Source organism: Halomonas sp. I5-271120, from assembly GCF_030553075.1.
Taxonomy (GTDB): domain Bacteria; phylum Pseudomonadota; class Gammaproteobacteria; order Pseudomonadales; family Halomonadaceae; genus Onishia; species Onishia taeanensis_A.
In genome coordinates this window covers 3345758-3363809 of record NZ_CP130701.1, presented here as the reverse complement: position 1 = coordinate 3363809, position 18052 = coordinate 3345758, and the positions used below count along the sequence as shown (strand labels likewise).

General features: G+C 60.0%; 17 protein-coding genes and 1 tRNA gene. 6 read left to right on the top strand and 12 right to left on the bottom strand.

Going from position 1 to position 18052, the window contains the following annotated elements:
• Positions 1–139: 139 nt before the first annotated feature.
• The 8 genes from Q2K57_RS15065 to Q2K57_RS15030 form a co-directional block, all read right to left on the bottom strand.
• On the bottom strand, positions 140–397 hold the full coding sequence (locus tag Q2K57_RS15065) for a hypothetical protein (protein ID WP_240724529.1): 258 nt from the start codon (positions 395–397) through the stop codon (positions 140–142).
• A gap of 18 nt (positions 398–415) precedes the next feature.
• Positions 416–1744, bottom strand: coding sequence for an APC family permease (locus Q2K57_RS15060; protein ID WP_240724537.1), 1329 nt, complete (start codon positions 1742–1744; stop codon positions 416–418).
• 226 nt (positions 1745–1970) lie between these two features.
• Positions 1971–3041 (bottom strand): YncE family protein, encoded by a 1071-nt coding sequence (locus Q2K57_RS15055; RefSeq protein ID WP_112056316.1) that lies wholly within the window; start codon positions 3039–3041, stop codon positions 1971–1973.
• Positions 3042–3157: 116 nt separating this feature from the next.
• A complete protein-coding gene (locus tag Q2K57_RS15050; RefSeq protein ID WP_175070158.1) occupies positions 3158–5629 on the bottom strand; it encodes a copper-translocating P-type ATPase in 2472 nt (823 codons plus the stop codon).
• A gap of 91 nt (positions 5630–5720) precedes the next feature.
• Entirely contained in the window at positions 5721–5975 is a 255-nt protein-coding gene (locus Q2K57_RS15045) for an SHOCT domain-containing protein (RefSeq protein ID WP_205742484.1), read from the bottom strand.
• Positions 5976–6150: 175 nt separating this feature from the next.
• Entirely contained in the window at positions 6151–6825 is a 675-nt protein-coding gene (locus Q2K57_RS15040) for an isoprenylcysteine carboxylmethyltransferase family protein (protein WP_112056318.1), read from the bottom strand.
• A 3-nt stretch (positions 6826–6828) separates the two neighbouring features.
• Entirely contained in the window at positions 6829–7173 is a 345-nt protein-coding gene (locus Q2K57_RS15035; RefSeq protein ID WP_205742485.1) for a DUF5676 family membrane protein, read from the bottom strand.
• Positions 7166–7519, bottom strand: a complete 354-nt coding sequence (locus Q2K57_RS15030; protein WP_112056319.1) for a YHS domain-containing protein — start codon at positions 7517–7519, stop codon at positions 7166–7168. Before Q2K57_RS15030 ends, Q2K57_RS15035 begins: the two co-directional genes overlap by 8 nt.
• A 481-nt stretch (positions 7520–8000) precedes the next feature.
• Here Q2K57_RS15030 and Q2K57_RS15025 point away from each other — a divergent pair, with 481 nt between their 5' ends.
• The 4 genes from Q2K57_RS15025 (at position 8001) to Q2K57_RS15010 (ending at position 11393) form a co-directional block, all read left to right on the top strand.
• Positions 8001–8165 (top strand): hypothetical protein, encoded by a 165-nt coding sequence (locus tag Q2K57_RS15025; protein WP_168709072.1) that lies wholly within the window; start codon positions 8001–8003, stop codon positions 8163–8165.
• Between the two features lie 19 nt (positions 8166–8184).
• Entirely contained in the window at positions 8185–9930 is a 1746-nt protein-coding gene (locus Q2K57_RS15020; RefSeq protein WP_168709141.1) for a DUF3141 domain-containing protein, read from the top strand.
• A gap of 172 nt (positions 9931–10102) precedes the next feature.
• The gene (locus Q2K57_RS15015; RefSeq protein WP_112056322.1) at positions 10103–10561 is read left to right on the top strand and encodes an ATPase; all 459 of its coding nucleotides are present in this window, start codon (positions 10103–10105) and stop codon (positions 10559–10561) included.
• 109 nt (positions 10562–10670) lie between these two features.
• A complete protein-coding gene (locus Q2K57_RS15010) occupies positions 10671–11393 on the top strand; it encodes a cytochrome c biogenesis CcdA family protein (protein ID WP_112056323.1) in 723 nt (240 codons plus the stop codon).
• A gap of 265 nt (positions 11394–11658) precedes the next feature.
• On the opposite strand, the gene Q2K57_RS15005 is transcribed toward Q2K57_RS15010, so the two are convergent.
• Both Q2K57_RS15005 and Q2K57_RS15000 read right to left on the bottom strand, forming a co-directional pair.
• Positions 11659–11748 (bottom strand) — tRNA-Ser (locus Q2K57_RS15005).
• Positions 11749–11855: 107 nt separating this feature from the next.
• The gene (locus Q2K57_RS15000; protein ID WP_304525586.1) at positions 11856–13565 is read right to left on the bottom strand and encodes a potassium/proton antiporter; all 1710 of its coding nucleotides are present in this window, start codon (positions 13563–13565) and stop codon (positions 11856–11858) included.
• Between the two features lie 220 nt (positions 13566–13785).
• On the opposite strand from Q2K57_RS15000, the gene Q2K57_RS14995 reads away from it, so the two are divergent.
• Together Q2K57_RS14995 and Q2K57_RS14990 are read left to right on the top strand one after the other, a co-directional pair.
• Positions 13786–14958 (top strand): ABC transporter substrate-binding protein, encoded by a 1173-nt coding sequence (locus Q2K57_RS14995; RefSeq protein ID WP_304525585.1) that lies wholly within the window; start codon positions 13786–13788, stop codon positions 14956–14958.
• Positions 14959–14988: 30 nt separating this feature from the next.
• Positions 14989–16425, top strand: a complete 1437-nt coding sequence (locus tag Q2K57_RS14990; protein WP_304525584.1) for a 3'-5' exonuclease family protein — start codon at positions 14989–14991, stop codon at positions 16423–16425.
• On the opposite strand, the gene Q2K57_RS14985 is transcribed toward Q2K57_RS14990, so the two are convergent.
• Together Q2K57_RS14985 and Q2K57_RS14980 are read right to left on the bottom strand one after the other, a co-directional pair.
• A complete protein-coding gene (locus Q2K57_RS14985) occupies positions 16422–17198 on the bottom strand; it encodes an alpha/beta fold hydrolase (protein ID WP_304525583.1) in 777 nt (258 codons plus the stop codon). The genes Q2K57_RS14990 and Q2K57_RS14985 overlap by 4 nt on opposite strands.
• A gap of 85 nt (positions 17199–17283) precedes the next feature.
• Positions 17284–17958: a 7-cyano-7-deazaguanine/7-aminomethyl-7-deazaguanine transporter gene (locus Q2K57_RS14980; protein ID WP_304525582.1), complete on the bottom strand. Its 675-nt coding sequence runs from the start codon at positions 17956–17958 to the stop codon at positions 17284–17286.
• Positions 17959–18052: the final 94 nt, after the last annotated feature.

Below are 18052 nucleotides of genomic sequence, written 5' to 3'. Positions count from 1 at the left end.
AAGAAGGGATTCGAGTAATTCCTTTGCTTCAGGAATTTCTGCCTTACCTATGAGGTTGCGATAAAGGTCCGTCACCTGATCATGGAAATCGAAGATTTCCCGGCAGATCTCATTGAAACCCAGCGCAGCATAGGGTGCATCACAGGTTCGATGCGTACGGATCGGGCTTGTGTTCCAGATGATCATATATATAGGTATTCAATGCTTTGGGGGCGGCTCGACGCTTGAACTCTCTGACAACAAATTCCATCTCATTCTCATGATCCGCCAGATAAGTAAGCAGCATCCTGGCACGCTCTTCTTCATTATGATCGGCACAATGAGAAAGACAGCGTGCCAGATTCTCATGAAGCTGGCGTGTCCAGTCGACCAGATCACCAAACGTTTTTACCTCCATGATCCTGCTCCTCTGAAATCAGTGGGAATGCATGTTGTCGCTGTGATTTGATGATTCTTTACGAGACAGAAAGAGACGTTCGCCAACCAAGATAGCCGCCATGACAACCGATGCTACTATCAGCACCAGGGGATCTGTCGTCGCTTTTACCCAAAGGAAGCCTGCCAGCACGACGACATCCAGCAGTATCGCAATAACCAGCACGATTGGGTTGGCACCGACTTCCTTGCGAAGATGACGCAACACCCCCCAATGAATAGCGATATCCATGATCAAGTAAAAGATGATACCAAGTGCGGCGATACGGCTAAGGTCAAAAAATGCCGTCAGAACCAAACCAAGCACGACGGTATAGACCAGGGTATGCTTCTGGATACTTCCTGGCATATGAAAGTGACGATGCGGCACCAGTTCCATTTCCGTCAGCATTGCCAACATGCGTGAGACTGCAAATATACTGGCAATGATGCCACCCGCGGTGGCCAGCATGGCAAGAATGACGGTAAACCAAACGGCGGCCTCTCCAAAAGCCGGCCGCGCAGCAGCCGCAAGTGAATAGTCTTTAGTTTCGATGATTTCCGTCAGGGACAAGTTACTCGCTACTGCAAACCCCACCAACGCATAGATAACGACGCAAAAACCGATCGATATCATGATCGCCCTGCCGACATTGCGATGGGGATCTTTTATCTCTGAGCCACTGTTGGTAATCGTCGTGAACCCCTTGAAGGCCAGAATACCCAACGCAGTCGCACCCAGAAAGCCTGTAAAAGACCCCTCAGGAGCCGATGCCGAGGTTTCCATACCGACGGAGTCGGCGAATATGACACCGACGACGCCAAACAATAGAATCCCACCAATTTTTATGAACCCGATTACTGATGCAACGCCCTGGATCAACTTGTTGGCGGTGAGGTTGATTAAGAATGCAGAAATAAGCAGCGCCACACCCAGTAGAGGCACATACAGAGACCTATCTCCTAGATCGAAGAGTTCAAGTGTGTAGGACCCGAAGGTTCTCGCCAGGAAACTCTGAGCGATCACCATGGAGAAATACATCAAGAGCGCATGAAAAGCGGTAGGTAGCGTCGATCCATAAGCTTTCTGCAGATACATGCCGATCCCACCTGCCGAAGGATAGGCATTAGACATCTTCACATAGGAGTAGGCACTGAAGGAGACGATTAGTGCCGATGACAAGAAGGCAAGAGGGAAAAGCGCTCCCGTCATCTCGGCCATCTGTCCTGTCAAGGCAAATATGCCAGCTCCAATCATGACCCCGGTCCCTAAAGCAATCGCGCCGACCAGAGACAGGCTATCTTTTTTATATTGTGGCGTTCTATCCATTGGCTCCATTATCTTTCTCCTAGCAGTTCACCTTGCGTCTCATCGATGCTTGGTTCCCGTGCCGATCTAGTACAGGCCGATCCCCTTCTCGATCACGCAGTAGATGCCAGTCAGCCATGCGACGATTCATGCCACACCCAATCGATGGCATATAACCGGCCTGGCCATGCCCCCCTGATGTGCGCTAGCTGCCATGAATCCTTCTCGATCGTAAGAAGAAATAATTCTATCGCGTGTCCAGTGAGATCTGGTGACCTATTCCATCGAGCGAAATGGTGTATAGAACCTCGAGAGAAGCCGGGTCGAGCACCCAGAGCTTGCTTTCCTCACGACTGGTGACAAGCAGCCGGCCATCATCCGGTACCACCGCCAGATGGTAAGGGGCCGTGGACAGGGTGATACTCTGCCGAGTCCCGTCGTCGAGCGTAATCCGGACTAACCGATCATCGCCCTGGCTGGTCGCGTAGAGGATTTGCCCATCTGGGCTCAGACCGACACCATGGGGGGCATCGCCGACCTCATATTCGCCCGTCACGCTGCCGGCAGGCAGATCGATCACGACGACGCGTCCGGCCGAGTCATCATTGACATAGAGCCGCTGATTGTCGCGTGAGAGCACCATATGCTCCGGGCTGCCGCCGACACGCAGGTTTCGCTCAACGAACCAGTGCTGAGTGTCGATTTCGCTGACCGTCCCGTTACCCGCGTTGCTGACCAGCAGCGACTGACCGTCTTCGCTTTCGACGACGTAGTTCGGATTCGGACCCGTTGCCACCGTCTCGATATGCTTTCCGGAATCCAGCGACACGACGCTGATGCTGCCCCCCATGGGATGAGTCGAGACGGCATAGCGACCATCGGCCGTCACCAGCACATGATGAACCGGGCCGGGAACTTCCAGCTTTCGCACAATGGCATTGGTGGTCGTATCCATCATATACAGCACGCCGGTGTTCTGCTGATTGGCCGCTGACTTTTCTCCGCCACCGTGATGGGCCGCATGTTCGTCTTCCGTCACGCCCTCCGGGGGGCTGACGTTTTCCTTCGTATCGCGTGGTGTGAGGCTGCCGGCGATCAGGTAGCGACCGTCCGGCGTTAGTGCAGAACCGTGCGTATTGAGGGTATTCGGAATGGAGGGCATCACCTGGTAGCTCTCCAGGTCAATGACGCCAATGGCATCTGCCGAGCCCATCGGCACGAAGGCGCGACTACCGGCTGCCATCGCGGCCATCGATGCGCCCAGCATGACCCCTGCCACGATTGCGTTGAGCCATTGCTTCGTTGATTTGCGTTCCATGCTGGCACCTCTTTGCTGGATACGCCGCGGGACGTAGGCCCCATAGGGGCGATGCCCACACAGCACTTAGTTGTTGGGTCCCGAGAAGAAGTCCTAGCGCTTGTCCTCGACCATGGTCAGATCTTCACCCGACGCAGCCGCAGCGAATTCGTGACCACCGACAAGGACGACGCGCTCATCGCAAAGGCGGCGAACATCGGCGAGATAAGGATACCGAGGAACGGAAACAGGACCCCGGCCGCGACAGGCACGCCGGCCCCGTTGTAGATCAGCGCGAAGAACAGGTTCTGCTTGATGTTGCGCATCGTGGCCAGCGACAACTTGCGGGCCCGCACGATGCCGTCGAGATTGCCCTTGACCAGGGTGAAGCTTGCGCTTTCGATCGCCACGTCGGCGCCGGTGCCCATGGCGATGCCGACATCGGCCTGAGCCAGGGCGGGGGCATCATTGACCCCGTCGCCCGCCATCGCCACCTTGCGGCCTTGTTCCTGCAGTTCACGGATGATGCGGGCCTTGTCTTCAGGCATCACATCAGCGCGGATCTCGTCGATGCCCAGTCGCCCAGCCACCGCTTTCGCCGTCCGCTCGTTGTCGCCCGTCGCCATGATGATGCGGAAGCCCAGTTGGTGCAGCGCCTTCAGTGCCTCGGGCGTTGTCTCCTTCACCGGGTCGGCGACACTGACCAGACCCGCGATGGCGCCGTCGAGTACGACGAACATCACCGTCTCGCCCTGGTCACGGCGGTCATTGGCGGTGTCCGACAGCTTGCCGCCGTCGAGGCCCAGTTCGGCCATCAGCTTGGCATTACCCAGCGCCACCGGCTTGCCGTCGACCACACCCTTGACGCCCATGCCGGTCACGGCCTCGAAATCGCTGGCATCGGCGAGTGTCACCCCACGTTCCTCGGCGCCGCCTACAATCGCCTCGGCCAGCGGGTGTTCGGAGCCGCGCTCCAGACTGGCCGCCAGGCGTAGCACCTCGGCCTCGTCATGCCCCTCTTCCGGCAACACCGCCACCAGCTTCGGTTTGCCCTCGGTCAGGGTGCCGGTCTTGTCGACCATCAACGTATCGACCTTGGCAAAACGCTCCAACGCCTCGGCATTCTTGATCAGCACTCCCAGCTGGGCGCCGCGCCCGGTGGCCGTCATGATCGACATCGGCGTGGCCAAGCCCAGCGCACAGGGACAGGCGATGATCAGTACCGCCACCGCCGAGACCAGCGCATAGGACAGCGCCGGCGCCGGCCCCCAGATCGCCCAGGCGATGAAGGAGAGAATGGCGACGCCGATCACCGCAGGGACGAACGTGCCCGCCACCTTGTCGGCGAACTTCTGGATCGGCGCGCGGGAGCGCTGGGCATTTGCCACCATCTCGACGATCTGGCTGAGCATGGTATCGGCGCCGACACGGGTGGCTTCCATGACCAGACTGCCGGTGCCATTGATCGTGGCCCCGGTGACCTTGTCGCCGTCGACCTTTTCCACAGGCACCGGCTCGCCCGTGATCATCGACTCGTCGATCGAGGAGCGGCCTTCGACCACCACGCCGTCCACCGGCACCTTGTCACCCGGCCGCACCCGCAGGTGATCACCCACCTGCACGTCATCCAGCGCGACCTCTTCTTCGCTGCCATCGGGCCGGATCACCCGCGCGGTCTTGGCAGCCATGTCCAGCAGCGCGCGAATCGCTTTGCCGGTGCCTTCACGGGCGCGCAACTCCATCACCTGACCCAGCAGGACCAGCGCGACGATCACCGCAGCGGCCTCGAAATAGACGCCGACATTGCCGCTCTCGTCGCGAAAGCCCTCGGGAAAGATGCCCGGCGCCAGCAGCGCGACGATGCTGAACAGATAGGCCGAGCCGACTCCCATGGCGATCAGGCTGAACATGTTAAGATTCATCGTCCGAAAAGAGTTGACACCGCGGACGAAGAACGGCCAGCCCGACCACAGGATCACCGGCGTCGCCAGGACGAATTCGATCCACAGCGTGGTGCGCTCGCCGAAAACGTCGCGGATCGCCGTGAGGCCCAGGAAGGGAGACATCGTCAGCACCAGCAACGGGACCGTGAAGATGGCCGCGACCCAGAAGCGCCGGGTGAAGTCGATCAGCTCGGGATTCGGCCCCTCATCGCCGACCGCCGACGATTCCAGCTCCAGCCCCATGCCGCACAACGGGCAAGCGCCGGGGGCGGTCTGGCGCACCTCGGGGTGCATCGGGCAAGTGTAGACGGCGCCGGCATGCCCGGCCGGCACCTTGTCGTACTTGCCGCCACGCACCGGCGTACTAGCCTCATGGTTGGCATTATGGTCCGCCTCGTGCTCGTGACACTGGTCGTGGACAGTATCGTCATGGCCGGCGAGGGCCTTTGGGTCATCGCTTACCACGGGCACGAGGTGCATGCCGCATTTCGGGCAGTCACCCGGCTGGTTGGCCACCACCTCCGGGTGCATCGGACAGATGTACTGGTCGACACTCTGGTGGTCTCCCTGGCAGCCGGCAGAGACGTGGTCCGTCTCGCCACTGCCTCGTGCTGATACATCATGCGATGCATGCCCGTGACAATGGTCGTGCTGATCTTGTTTCATGGAATCGTCTCCGTCGCCTTCATTGGCAGATGGAATCTCAGGATCGCCTGTTCCGTGATCGATTTGTCGCCATGGTGCTCATGCAGATCCATCAATGACGCAGATCGTTCCTGCGTTGCTCGTATTCCTCACGGTCGATCTCTCCCCGGGCATAGCGTTCTTGAAGAAGGTCCAGTGCCGTTGGCCGCGGCGGGTCCATGGCGTCGCCCCGCCCCCGGCTCAGGCGACGTACCAAGAAAACGGCCAAGGCGATAACGGCGCCCCAGAACAGCACCATCATGAACCCGCCGAAGAGCACATGCCCCCAGCCATCGTTGCCCATATACCCCATCATATCGCCCCACATGGTCGGATCTCCTTTCGTCATGAGGCACTCTGATGTCAGGCTAAGACCTGTGTGTTGCCCAAGGGTCAAGCTGAAGAGGCGAACGCATGCAGCTCTCGACTTCGGTCAACGTTCGGCCTGGATCATGGCATTTCGGCCTTAAGTGGCCGCCACTCCGGGATTCTGGCAAGAGCTCTTAGTGCCGCCCTGCCTGCTCATCATGAGAAATACGTGATCCATCGGCTAGCGTTCGCCACTGCCCCCAGCGAGGAATGAACATCGGCACCCTCCGCTGATAGGCGCGATAGGCGTCACCGAAATGGGCCAGCATCTGCTGTTCCTCGCGATGGGCCAGCCAGGCATAGGTGATTACGATCAACGGAAACAAACCAACCGAGAATAGCGTTGGCCAATGCACCACCCCCTCACCGAACAAGGCGATGAACAAACCCGTGTATTGCGGATGCCGTACGAGGGCATACAGTCCTCCGGTAACCAGGCGGTCCTCGCGCCGTGCCTTGTAGACTTGCCGCCAGCCTTGGATAAAGATCCCGATACCGGTAAACGCCAGTCCATAACCGAGCAGCATGGAGACAAGCATGCCGGTTTCTCCCAGCCCCACCAGCGTCGACCAGAGACTGGCGCTAACATACTCGCTATCCAGGCCGAAGAAACGCACCAGCAGATAGATAGTGAGTGGAAAGCCATACATCTCGGCGTAGAGCGCGATGATGAAGGCCTGCACCGCGCCGGCACCGGCCCATTCGCGCCAGTTCTTCGGTGCGAAATAGCGATAGAAGAACCAGGACACCAAGACGATGACGATCAGCGCGAGGCCCCAGGCCCCGGTATGATTGATGGATTCGTTCATAGCCTAGGCTCCGCTGTGCCGGTGGAGGCGTGTGACAAAGAAGTTGTAGAGCGGGCCGAAGACCAGGGCCACGTACCAGCCGTAGCCGAAGCTTTCAGCCAGGCCCAGGAAAAAACTTGGCCAACTCAACCAGGTGAAGCCAGGCAGGAATCGCAACCAGCTTTCGTACATCGCCTGGTCGGGAAACAGCAAGTCGAAGCCGACACATAGGATGAAGGTCACTGCCAGAAATAGCCCCAGGCTCATCCCCAGTGCGATCACGGGAATCCGCGGCGCGGCTTGACCCGGCAAGGGCGTGCCATGACGCGACCTGGGCTTGGCCATCGGAGCTGGATCGACGTCAGGCATCTTGGTTCTCCAGTTGGGCTGGCCGACTTTCGGTATCCGGGCTGACATATTGCTCGGGCGCTGCCTCGAAGCGTTCCCGACAGTCACGCGAACAGAAGTAATAGACGGAACCGTCGTGGACGCTCGGCTTGGCCTTCTCGGTGCTAACGGTCTTGCCGCAGACAGGATCCACGTCTTCGGCTGGCGGAATCCAGCGCGGGCCTTCGGAGGCCGCCCGGCTCTCTGACGCCACCTCGCCATGCTTGCCCTTGTCACGGCCATGCCCCATCACGTGAGCACCGCAGCCGAAGCGCATCATCAGGAAGATGAGTCCTGCCCAGAGCATGAAATACACCAGTTCGTTCATCGCCCTTCTCCTTTATCATCAACGCCTCACCGCTGGACGCCAGCGAGCTCGATGCCAGTCTGAGGCCTATGGGCAACCCAAGAGGCAAGCAGAACGAGATGTCACGTACTGCGATGCGATTCTTATCCCTAGAAAGCGTATCCCGCCAAGCTGAATCGATGCTGAATGCTGATCTTCGACTCCCGGCGAGTATCACTCTCCCGTCCCTATCTAGCGATCGGAGGCACCCATTCTTCTGCGGTCACCGTAAGCGGCCTGTGACCGCGCGGCCTGTCGAGGCTTATCTGTGAGTCAGTGCAGTCAGGGGCGGCGGGTGCCAAAGCAAGTGATCGAACACCGCACGATTAGGCCTAGCTAACTGGACTCAGCCTGGTTTCAGCTTCGCCCTCTACACTAAAAAAAGACAGTAAGAGGTGTCTCATCGAGCATCTCTGCGTGCCGCCCTCAGAGTGGTGACGGCTCTCGATTCCAGGAGGCGATCATGAAACAACGACGCTTTCTCATCGGCGCGTCGAAGGTAGGAGGTTGCATAGGGGCGACATTCACGACGGAACCAACACCGATCAATCTGGAGGTTCCGCCTTACCGTTTCCTGTCCGAGGCTCGAGTCAAGATCGGCGTCGACCCCCAATCAATGACAGCCTAATACCGAGAGGCAAGTCACCATGACCGCCAACACAGCGACAGACAAGGCACCAACGGTCCGCCGGGCCAAGCGCAAGCGCCAACCGGCAGCATCACAAGAGCTGCCCGAGCAGATGGCCGCACCCGGTCCAGATGAGGTTACTGTCCCAAGCAACGCAGCAACGGAACTGCTCGCCTATCAGGGCGACCTGTGGCGGCGCGGTCTGCGCTACCTGGATACCCTGCGTGAGCGCGCCGATAAAATGCTCGAACATGAGCAGGCGGGTAAGCCGCCACTGCTCGACTTCGACTACGAGATGATCCTCGATGGTCGGCAACTGGCGCGGCCTGCCAACTATGCCCTGCTGCGCATCACCCGGGTCGGCGACGACTGCCTGGAGGACTGTCTCGACGAGAGCAAGCCGCCGGTCATGATCATCGATCCCCGCGCGGGTCATGGGCCCGGCATCGGTGGCTTCAAGCGCGACTCCGAGGTGGGCATGGCGCTCCACTTGGGGCACCCGGTCTACTTCGTGATCTTCTTCCCCGAGCCCGTTGCCGGGCAGACTCTGGAGGATGTGCAGCATGTCCTGCGACGCTTCGTCGAGACCCTGGGGGAGCGTCACCCCGGCAAGCCGCCGGTGCTCTACGGCAACTGCCAGGCGGTCTGGGCCATCGTCCTGCTCTCCGCAGACTGTGAGGGCCTGGTCGGGCCGGCAGTTCTCAACGGCTCGCCGTTGTCCTACTGGTCCGGCGAATCCGGGGTCAATCCCATGCGCCTGGCCGGCGGGCTGCTGGGAGGGGCCTGGCTGACCCACCTGATAGCAGACCTAGGAGACGGGCGCTTCGACGGCGCCCATCTGGCCGCCAACTTCGAGAGCCTCAAGCCGGCGAATACCTTGTGGCAGAAAGACTACCAGCTGTTTGCCGACATCGACGGCCAGCGCGAGCGGTTCCTGGCGTTCGAGCGCTGGTGGGCGGGTTTCTATACGCTAAGCAAGGAGGAGATCACCGCCATCGTCGAAAACCTGTTCATCGGCAACAAGCTCGAGCGTGGTGAACTGCAGATCTGCCCGGGGTGTACCGTCGACCTCAAGCACATCCGCAACCCGCTGGTGATCTTCGCCTCCAGCGGCGACAACATCACCCCGCCCCACCAGGCACTCAAGGCCGCTGGCCAGCGCATCATCTATCTGCTCAATCCGCATGTCGGCCATCTGGGGATCTTCGTTTCCGCCAAGGTCGCACGGCTGGAGCACCGGGCGATCCTCGAGAGCGTCGGCGAGCTGAATGACCTCGCGCCGGGGCTCTACGAGATGAAGATCGACAACCCCACCGGCGATCCCGACTGCCACAAGCCGCAGTTTCAGGTGCACTTCGAGGAGCGCCGCGTGGAGGAGCTGGACTACCCCGAGCAGGAACCGGCGTTCGAGCAGGTAAAAGCACTTTCCACGCACAATGTGGCCCTCTACGAGACCTTCGTCGGGCCCTGGGTACGATTGTTCGTTACACCTTGGTCCGCCGAGGCACTGCGTCAACTGCATCCGGCGCGGACCAGCCGGCTGATATTCTCGGAGCGGTTCGCGCCCTGGATGGGCAGCGTGAAGTGGCTGGCCGAGATAGTGGAGACCATGCCAACGCCGGTCGATAGCAACAATCCCTATCGGCAATGGGAGACCTTGATGAGCGAGGCGATCACCTCGACGCTGACGCTTGCCGGCACGAGTCGCGACAGCGTCTTCGAGATGGTGTTCAAGGGGCTCTATGGCCGTCGCCCAGCCCGATGAGTCGCGGCCCTACAGGGGCCAATGGATAGATCGAGGTCATTCACACCCTGCGCCAGCCGTACTTGATGCGAGTCATGGGCCAAGGCATCCGGCAAGGGTATCCTGCGAGAACCACCGCTTTGGTGCAGGCCTATCGCCGACCAAGCATCCTATAACACAAGAGGGCGTCAACATGCAAGTCGAAACCTTTCAGGATCTCATCGACTGGACCCGGGAGCTCCATGGCTTCCTGGCCAAGTGCCTGCAGCACTGCTCTGTACAGCAAGATGAACCCCGGGCCAAAGCGCTGCTTGAGTACCTTGCCACTCATGAAGCGAACCTGGAAAGTACCGTGGCGAGCTTCGAGCAGCAGGCCGATCCCAAGGCCCTGCATACCTGGGTCTATGACTACTTGCCCCATCCGCCCATCTCGCCCCATCAGGAGTGTGACCTGCCCTACGCCAACATGAGTTTTGATGAGATCTGTCGTGAGGTATTCGCCTTCCATGATCAGGTCGTCGAGCTGTATCAATATCTAGAAGGCCGCGCCGAGATCCCCGAGGCACGCACCTTGATCCAGCAGCTGCTGAAGATGGAGGAACACGAGGCGATGCGACTTTCCCAACAGGCCAATCGCGCCAGAGACCTGTAAGCGTGTATCTTGCTGAGGCCACAGCGCGCCATCATCGTCAATGCGGGTATCGGTGGAGCGGTACTGATGGTGATCCCATTTGCTACGTCGCACTGAAGGAAAGTGACTCGTGGAAACGCTCTCGTCCATTGGACTGATCGGCGCCCTCGTCGGCGGGCTGCTGTCGTTTTTCTCGCCCTGCACCCTGCCACTGCTGCCCGCCTATCTGTCGGTAGTCACCGGCGGCAGTGCCGGCAAGGCGGATCGGCGCTTCGAGGCGTTGCTGCTGAGCACCTTCTTCGTCTTCGGATTCAGCGTGGTCTTCATCCTGATGGGCCTGGGTGTGACCAGCATCGGCCAGCTTCTGCGCGGCTATCGTCAGGAGCTCAACTGGATCACCGGCAGCATTGTCATCGTGCTCGGCCTGTTCATGACCGGCGTGTTCCGACTGCCCGCCCTACAGCGCAGCTTTCAGTGGTCGCCCGAGTTGCGAGGGGGCTCCCCCATGGCAGCAACCTTCTTCGGCGTTTCCTTCGCCATCGGCTGGACGCCCTGCATCGGCCCGATCCTGGGCGCCATCCTGATGGCCACCTCGACCACCGCCAATGCCCAGGCCGGCATGCTCTATCTTGCGACGTACTCGATGGGATTGGCCCTACCCTTCCTGGCCAGCACACTGCTGCTCAACAAGTTCAGCCGCTATCGGGGCAGTCTGGGCAAGTGGAGTGCCTATGCCCGTCCGATCGCAGGCGTGATCCTGATTCTGATGGGGCTTCTGATCGTCTCAGGGACGCTAACCAGGCTCTCCAGCATGCTGGTGGACTGGTTCCCGGCCCTTGCCACCATAGGCTAAATGCTGCCTTCCTGAGACATCTTACCCTTTACACCACCCAATTCGGCACGGGTGAAACCCTACCAAGGATACTCAGTGCGCAGTTCGTGGCACAGAACCGTAAGCTCGGGTGGCAGTGATGAGCCGGAGACCTAACAGGAGAAATTGTCCGTGCTAGTCCAACTACATCTTGTAGGAGCCAGGTACAAAGTATGGGCTAGAGTATGGGCTGATAGAATTTAGACATAAAAAAAGCCGCTGAAATCAGCGGCTTATCTTTGTTTGGTGGCGGAGGGACAGGGATTCGAACCCTGGGTAGGTATTAGCCTACGCCGGTTTTCAAGACCGGTGCATTAAACCGCTCTGCCATCCCTCCGGCTTACGGATGCATATACTACCAGCTTCGCTTGATTCGTCAAGAGGCAGTTTGCGATCAATGCGTTACGACGCAATGTCCGGACGGCCTGTCTCGAATACCGGTCCCTAATAATAGAGGCGTAAACCGACCCGAGTGATCTGATTACCGCGCATTTCGCTGACGACCCAGTGGAAGCCGTGCCAGTCCACGTCATCGCCCACTACCGGATGCCCGCCGACGCGCAGTGACACGTATTCACCCAGCGTCATCTCCTGTTCGCCGGGGCTTAACGTCAGGCCGTAGGCTTCGGCCACGTCCGACATCAAGGCATCCCCCTGCAGGGTGAAAGTGCCAAAGAAGGCACGGGCACGCTCCAGTTTTGCATCGCCATTGAAGAGGCGATTCAGGGCTGGAAGATCATCACTGCGGCCGATGACGCAGACCACATCACCCTCACGCAGCCGAGTGCTGCCCTTGGGGTGCAGCATCACATGCTGACGAAACATGGCCGAGATCAGCGCCCCCGAAGGAAAACGCAGCAGACGAATCGGCACATCGTTCAGGGCCTGATCCTCGACCTTATAGACGAACATTTCATAGTCGTTCTCCGGCAAGACGCCGAGCGGTCCGCGGCGGTTCGGCGTGATCGTGGCGGGGACCTCGACCTTCATCCATCGTGCCATGAAGGGCAATGAGCCGCCCTGAATCAGCAGCGACAGCAGCACCACCGCAAAAGCGACATTGAAATACAGCGAAGCGTTCTCGACGCCGCCGATAACCGGGAAGATGGCCAGCACGATCGGCACAGCACCACGCAGCCCCACCCAGGAAATGAAACCGACTTCCCGCCAGCGAAACTTGAAGAAAGGCTTGATCGCGATCAGTACCGCCAGCGGACGCGCCACGAAAATCAGCGCGAGCGCGACCATCAGCGACGGTAGCGCGAACTCGAATACCTCACTTGGGTTAACCAGAAGCCCCAGCACCAGGAACAGCCCGATCTGGCTGAGCCATGCCAGGCCGTCGTGGACTGGCAGGATGAAATCAAGATGGCGCCCTGGCTGATTGCCAATCATCAGCCCCGTTAAATAGATGGCGAGGAAGCCGCTACCGCCCAGCCAACTGGTGGCGCCGAACACAAAGAAACCGAGTGCCAGCGCCAGCAGCGAATAAAGCCCCGGTGCCAGGTCCAACCAGCGCAGCAGGCGCGCGATGCACCAGCCGGCCCCCAGGCCGATCGCCAGGCCCAGGCCAAACTGGGACAGCAGGAACATCAGGGTGCCGGTCACGCCCCCCAGATCACCGACCAGCAGTTCGACCAGTGTCAGCGTCAGGAAAATCGCCATTGGGTCGTTGGTGCCGGATTCGATTTCGAGCGTGGCCCCCACCCTCTCGTTCAGGTTGATGCCCTGACCGCCAAGCATCGAAAACACGGCCGCGGCATCGGTAGAGCCGACAATGGCCCCGACCAGCAAGCCCTGGATCAGGGTAAGGTCGAAGACCCACATGGCAATCAGCCCCACCACGCCACTGGTGATGAAAACACCCAGGGTGGCAAGCGACAATGCAGGCTTGAAGCCCACGCGGAAGGTTTTCAAACGGGTGCGCAGGCCACCATCGAGCAGGATCATGGCGAGCGCCAGGTGGCCGATCAGAAAGGCCAGGGAGTAGTCATCGAACTTGATGCCCAGTACCCCTTCCTCGCCGGCAAGCATGCCAAGGCCGAGAAAGATAACCAGCAGAGGAAGCCCAAACAGGGTGGACAGGCGGCTTGCGAGGATGCTCAAGGCAATCAAAAAACCACTGAGCAGAAAGAGGGTGTTGATGCTGTCCATGATCATCCGTGGTCAAGCCAAACCAGCATGTATTATGTCACAGCCACGTGAAGCCAGCGACGTACTCACGCGGCAGCGGGTGGCTCATACATGCTCAAGAGGGATAAACTACTACCGAATTGGCCGATGGGCCCGACAAACCCTTTGCCTTGGGAGTCCTCAGTTGATGACAACGTGTTCGATGCTGCCATTCAGGCGCACCGCCCGACTCACGAGGCTGATGCTAGCCATGCTGCTGGCGGCGACATTGGCGATCGCTCCCGCCTGGGCCCAGTCGGCCGACGACAAGACGCAGACTCAAGCGCCGTCGGCTTCAGACGAAGCCTCGACAGAAGCGTCGCCGCAACCCTCTCCGCAATCCTTGCCTGGCGAGGCCGCAAGCGGCGACTCACCGAGTGCATCCAAACAAGATGCCGCCTCCGGCAGTGAGCCCAAGACAACGGAGACAGTCATCGAAGTTCCCTCGGTGGTGCAGGGGTCTCCAGAACCCATAGAGCCGCCGCCGACACGCGAATTGCGCTTGGTGCTCGACTGGTACCCATCGCCCCAGCACGCCGCTCTGCTGATTGCAAAGGCGCATGGTGAACTCAAGCGTCGTGGAGTGTCGCTGACCATCACCACCCCGGCTGACCCCAGCGTGCCGGCGAAACTGGTGGCAGCCGGACGTGCCGATCTGGCGGTAGGACGCGAGCCGCAACTGCACATGCTGATCGACAAGGGACTACCGCTGGTGCGTGTCGCCACCCTGATCGACACCCCGCTTTCTTCCCTGATCGTCCGTGAAGACAGCGACATCACCGACATCACTGACCTGGCGGGCAAGACCCTAGGCTATGCCTTTCAGGACAGCATCAACCCCGTACTTGCGACGATGCTGAATCATCACGGCATGACGTTAAACGACGTAACGCTCGAGAAAATCGACTTTGCCATGGTGCGCGCACTTGCCGAGAAGAGCGTCGACGCATTAATTGGCGCACCTCGCAACGTAATACCGGCGCTGCTCGGCCAGGAAGGCGTTCCCACCCGCCGCTTCCTCCCCGAGGAGCACGGCCTGCCGCTGCATGACGGCCTGGTACTGATCGCCAACCGGGACCACCTGAATGCCAAGCGCGATGACATCGACCATTTGCTTGGCGCTCTCGAGGAGGCCACCAATTGGATGATCAACCACCCGGATGAGGCTTGGGCCCTGCTCGTCAATCAGGAGCCAAGCCTTGAGAGCGACGCCAATCAGCAAGCCTGGGAGGCAAGCCTTAGGCGCATGTCGCCAAGCCCAGCCATGCTGAATGACAGTCGCTACGCCAGTTTTGAACACTTCCTGAAGAAAAAGGCATTCATCGACGAGATCACTTCGTTAAAACGCCTCGCCGTGAACCCTGGCTCGTCGTAAGCATTACCGTTCACCATCAGGCAGGGCCACATGACCAAGGTTTTTCTGGATCTGGAAACCACCGGGACACGCACCACTCGGGATAGAATCACCGAGATCGCCGCCCTGAAGGTTGAAGAAGACAGCGTGGTGGAGCGGTTCGTGCAGCTGGTCAACCCGGGCCAACCGATTCCCGCGCAGATCCAGCGCCTGACCGGCATTTCGGATGCGATGGTGGCAGATGCCCCACGCTTTGCTGACCTGGCCGACGCCTTGCGCGACTTTCTCGGTGACGCCGAACTCGTCGCGCATAACATACGCTTCGACTACGGCTTTCTGCGCAACGAGTTCGCTCGCGCTGATATCGCGTTTCGTGCCTCGACGCTCTGCACCCTCAAGCTGTCCCGGCGCCTGGCGCCCGAGCACCCACACCACAACCTGGATGCCTTGATCGAACGTCACGGACTTACCGGCCATCAGCGTCATCGAGCCGAAGGCGATGCCGAGGCGTTGCTCGCACTTTGGCAGCACTGGCAACACCAGGTGGATGGCGATCACTTCGCCTCCCTGATCGCTGGTCAGCGACGTATGCCGAGCCTGCCAAACCAGCTCGATCCCGGTTTACTGCAGGAGATCCCTGAACGCCCCGGGGTCTATCTGTTCTATGGGCACAATCGCTTGCCGCTCTATATCGGCAAGAGCGTCAATCTGCGTGCCCGGGTGTTGTCGCACTTTCATGACGACCTGAGTCAGGACCGCAAGATGCGGCTCACCCAGCAGATTCAGGATCTGGAGTGGCACGAGACGGCGGGCGATCTGGGGGCCCAGCTTCTCGAAGCACGGTTGATCAAGACCCAGCTTCCTATCATGAATCGTCGGCTGCGTCGCCAAGGCCGGCTGATGGGTTGGCAATGGCCGCAAGGCGAGAAGGCGCCGAGGCTGGTGGCGGCTGAGGAAATCACGACGCACCCGCAGGTACCGTTGTACGGCCTATTTCGCGCCGCCAAAGAGGCACGGCAGGCACTCAAGCAAATCGCCGAGCACCATGGGCTCTGCCCGCGCCTGTTGGGATTGGAAAAGGGACGCGGGCGCTGCTTCTCGAGCCAACTGGGGCGCTGTCGTGGCGCCTGCCACGGCGAAGAACCCAGAGACGTCCACGACGCTCGCGCTCGGGAGGCCCTGGAAAGGCTACGGGTGCAGCACTGGCCCTGGCCCGGCCGAGTCGCCATCGGCGAGGGTACCGCTGCCAATGCCGAGGGCACGCTGGCTTGGCACCTGGTCGATCATTGGTGCTATCTGGGCAGCGTCGAGACCCTGGATGAAGCGTCTCTTGCAGCACTCGACGACCAGCCGGTTGCCTTCGATATCGACACCTACAAGATCCTCAGCCGCGCCCTGGATAAACACAGGGATGGGGACAAAGCCGGTGCATCGCTGACGATTCACCGGCTGGACAGCGACGATGCCCCTCAGCCGCGAGAGGACTAATCGAGCGAATCGATAAACTCGCTCACGGACCGCTGGAAGGCCGTGGGTTGCTCGGCATGCAGCCAGTGACCGGCATCCAGGGTCGCAATCTGCGCTGACGGCAATACCTCTTTAACCGCCGGCACCAGGTCATCGGTCACGTAATTCGAACGTCCGCCGCGCAGCAGCAGGCTCGGGCCTTCGAAGGCGCCCTGCCCGGCCGGCTCGCCACGAATGTCTTCATACCCCGCCTCGATCTGATCGAGCCCGATCCGCCAGCGCATGCCGCCCGCCTCGTCACGCTCCAGGTTGGTCGCCAGAAACATGCGAATCGCTTTTTCGTCGATGTACTCGGCCATCAAGGCGTCGACCTCACGGCGGTTGGCCGGGTCGCTTGCCTCGACATGGCGCAATGCCTTGAAGATCTCATCGTGACCGTGGTCGTAGGTGACCGGGGCGATGTCGGCGATGATCAGCGAGGCAACGCGCTCAGGCGCCAGGCGCGCCAGGCTCATGGCAACCTTGCCACCCATCGAGTGCCCCAACAGATGACAGCGTGCGATCTCCAGGCGGTCCAGCGCCGCCAGCACATCCTCGGCCATGGCCTGGTAGGCCATGCCTTCCAGATGCGGCGATCGTCCGTGATTTCGCAGGTCCAGCGCCACCACTCGGTGGCGACGCTCCCACTGTTTGACGTGAGAACGCCAGTTGTCGGCGCTGCCCAGCAGGCCATGAATGACCACCAGCGGCGTGCCTTCTCCGCCGCTGTCGAGGGTATGCAATTCCGCTGTCATGAGATCTCCTCTATCGATGAGGGACGGTGAACGTCAGTGAAAGCCCGTGAAAGACATAAAGCAAAGCCGGTAACCGTCCCAGGCGTCACCTGGCCATTGCCGGATCGCGATCGCGTTGCCCCGTCCAGGCCACCAGACGGCGACTCAGCCAGCCAAGCAGCAGACCGTAAAGCGGCAGGAACAACAGCAGGCTGATGCCGAGCTTGATGCTGTAATCGACCCAGGCAATTTCCGGCCAGTTTTCGGCCATGAAGGCATCCGGGCTTTCGTGGAAGGCGATCGAGAAAAAGGCGAAGGTATCCGCCAGATTGCCAAACAGCGTCGACACCGCCGGTGCGACCCACCAGGCACGCAGGCGCCGCAACCGGTCGAAGACCTGAATATCCATCAACTGGCCCAACACATAGGCCATGAAACTCGCCAGGGCAATGCGCCCCACGAACAGGTTCCACTCCGTCAGAGCCCCGAATCCAGCAAAACTGCCCTGAGGGAAGATCACCGACACGCCGTAAGACACCAGCAGCGCCGGTAGCATCACCCGGGCAATGATCATTCGCGCCGGCCCCTTGCCAAAGAGTCGCACCGTCAGATCAGTGGCAAGAAAAATGAACGGGAAGCTGAACGCGCCCCAGGTGGTATGGAAACCAAACAGCGTGAAAGGCAGTTGAACGAGATAGTTGCTGGCGGCAATCACCGTAATATGAAATGCCACCAGAATGGCCATGCAGCGGCTGGCTTGGGCGGGGGTCAACGTGAACATCAGTCACCTTTTTGGAAAACGGAGGGGTGAGGGAACCCTCGAAACACAGGGCGCCACGGCATAAGCCGTGGCGCCCTTCGTGCAGATCAGTATA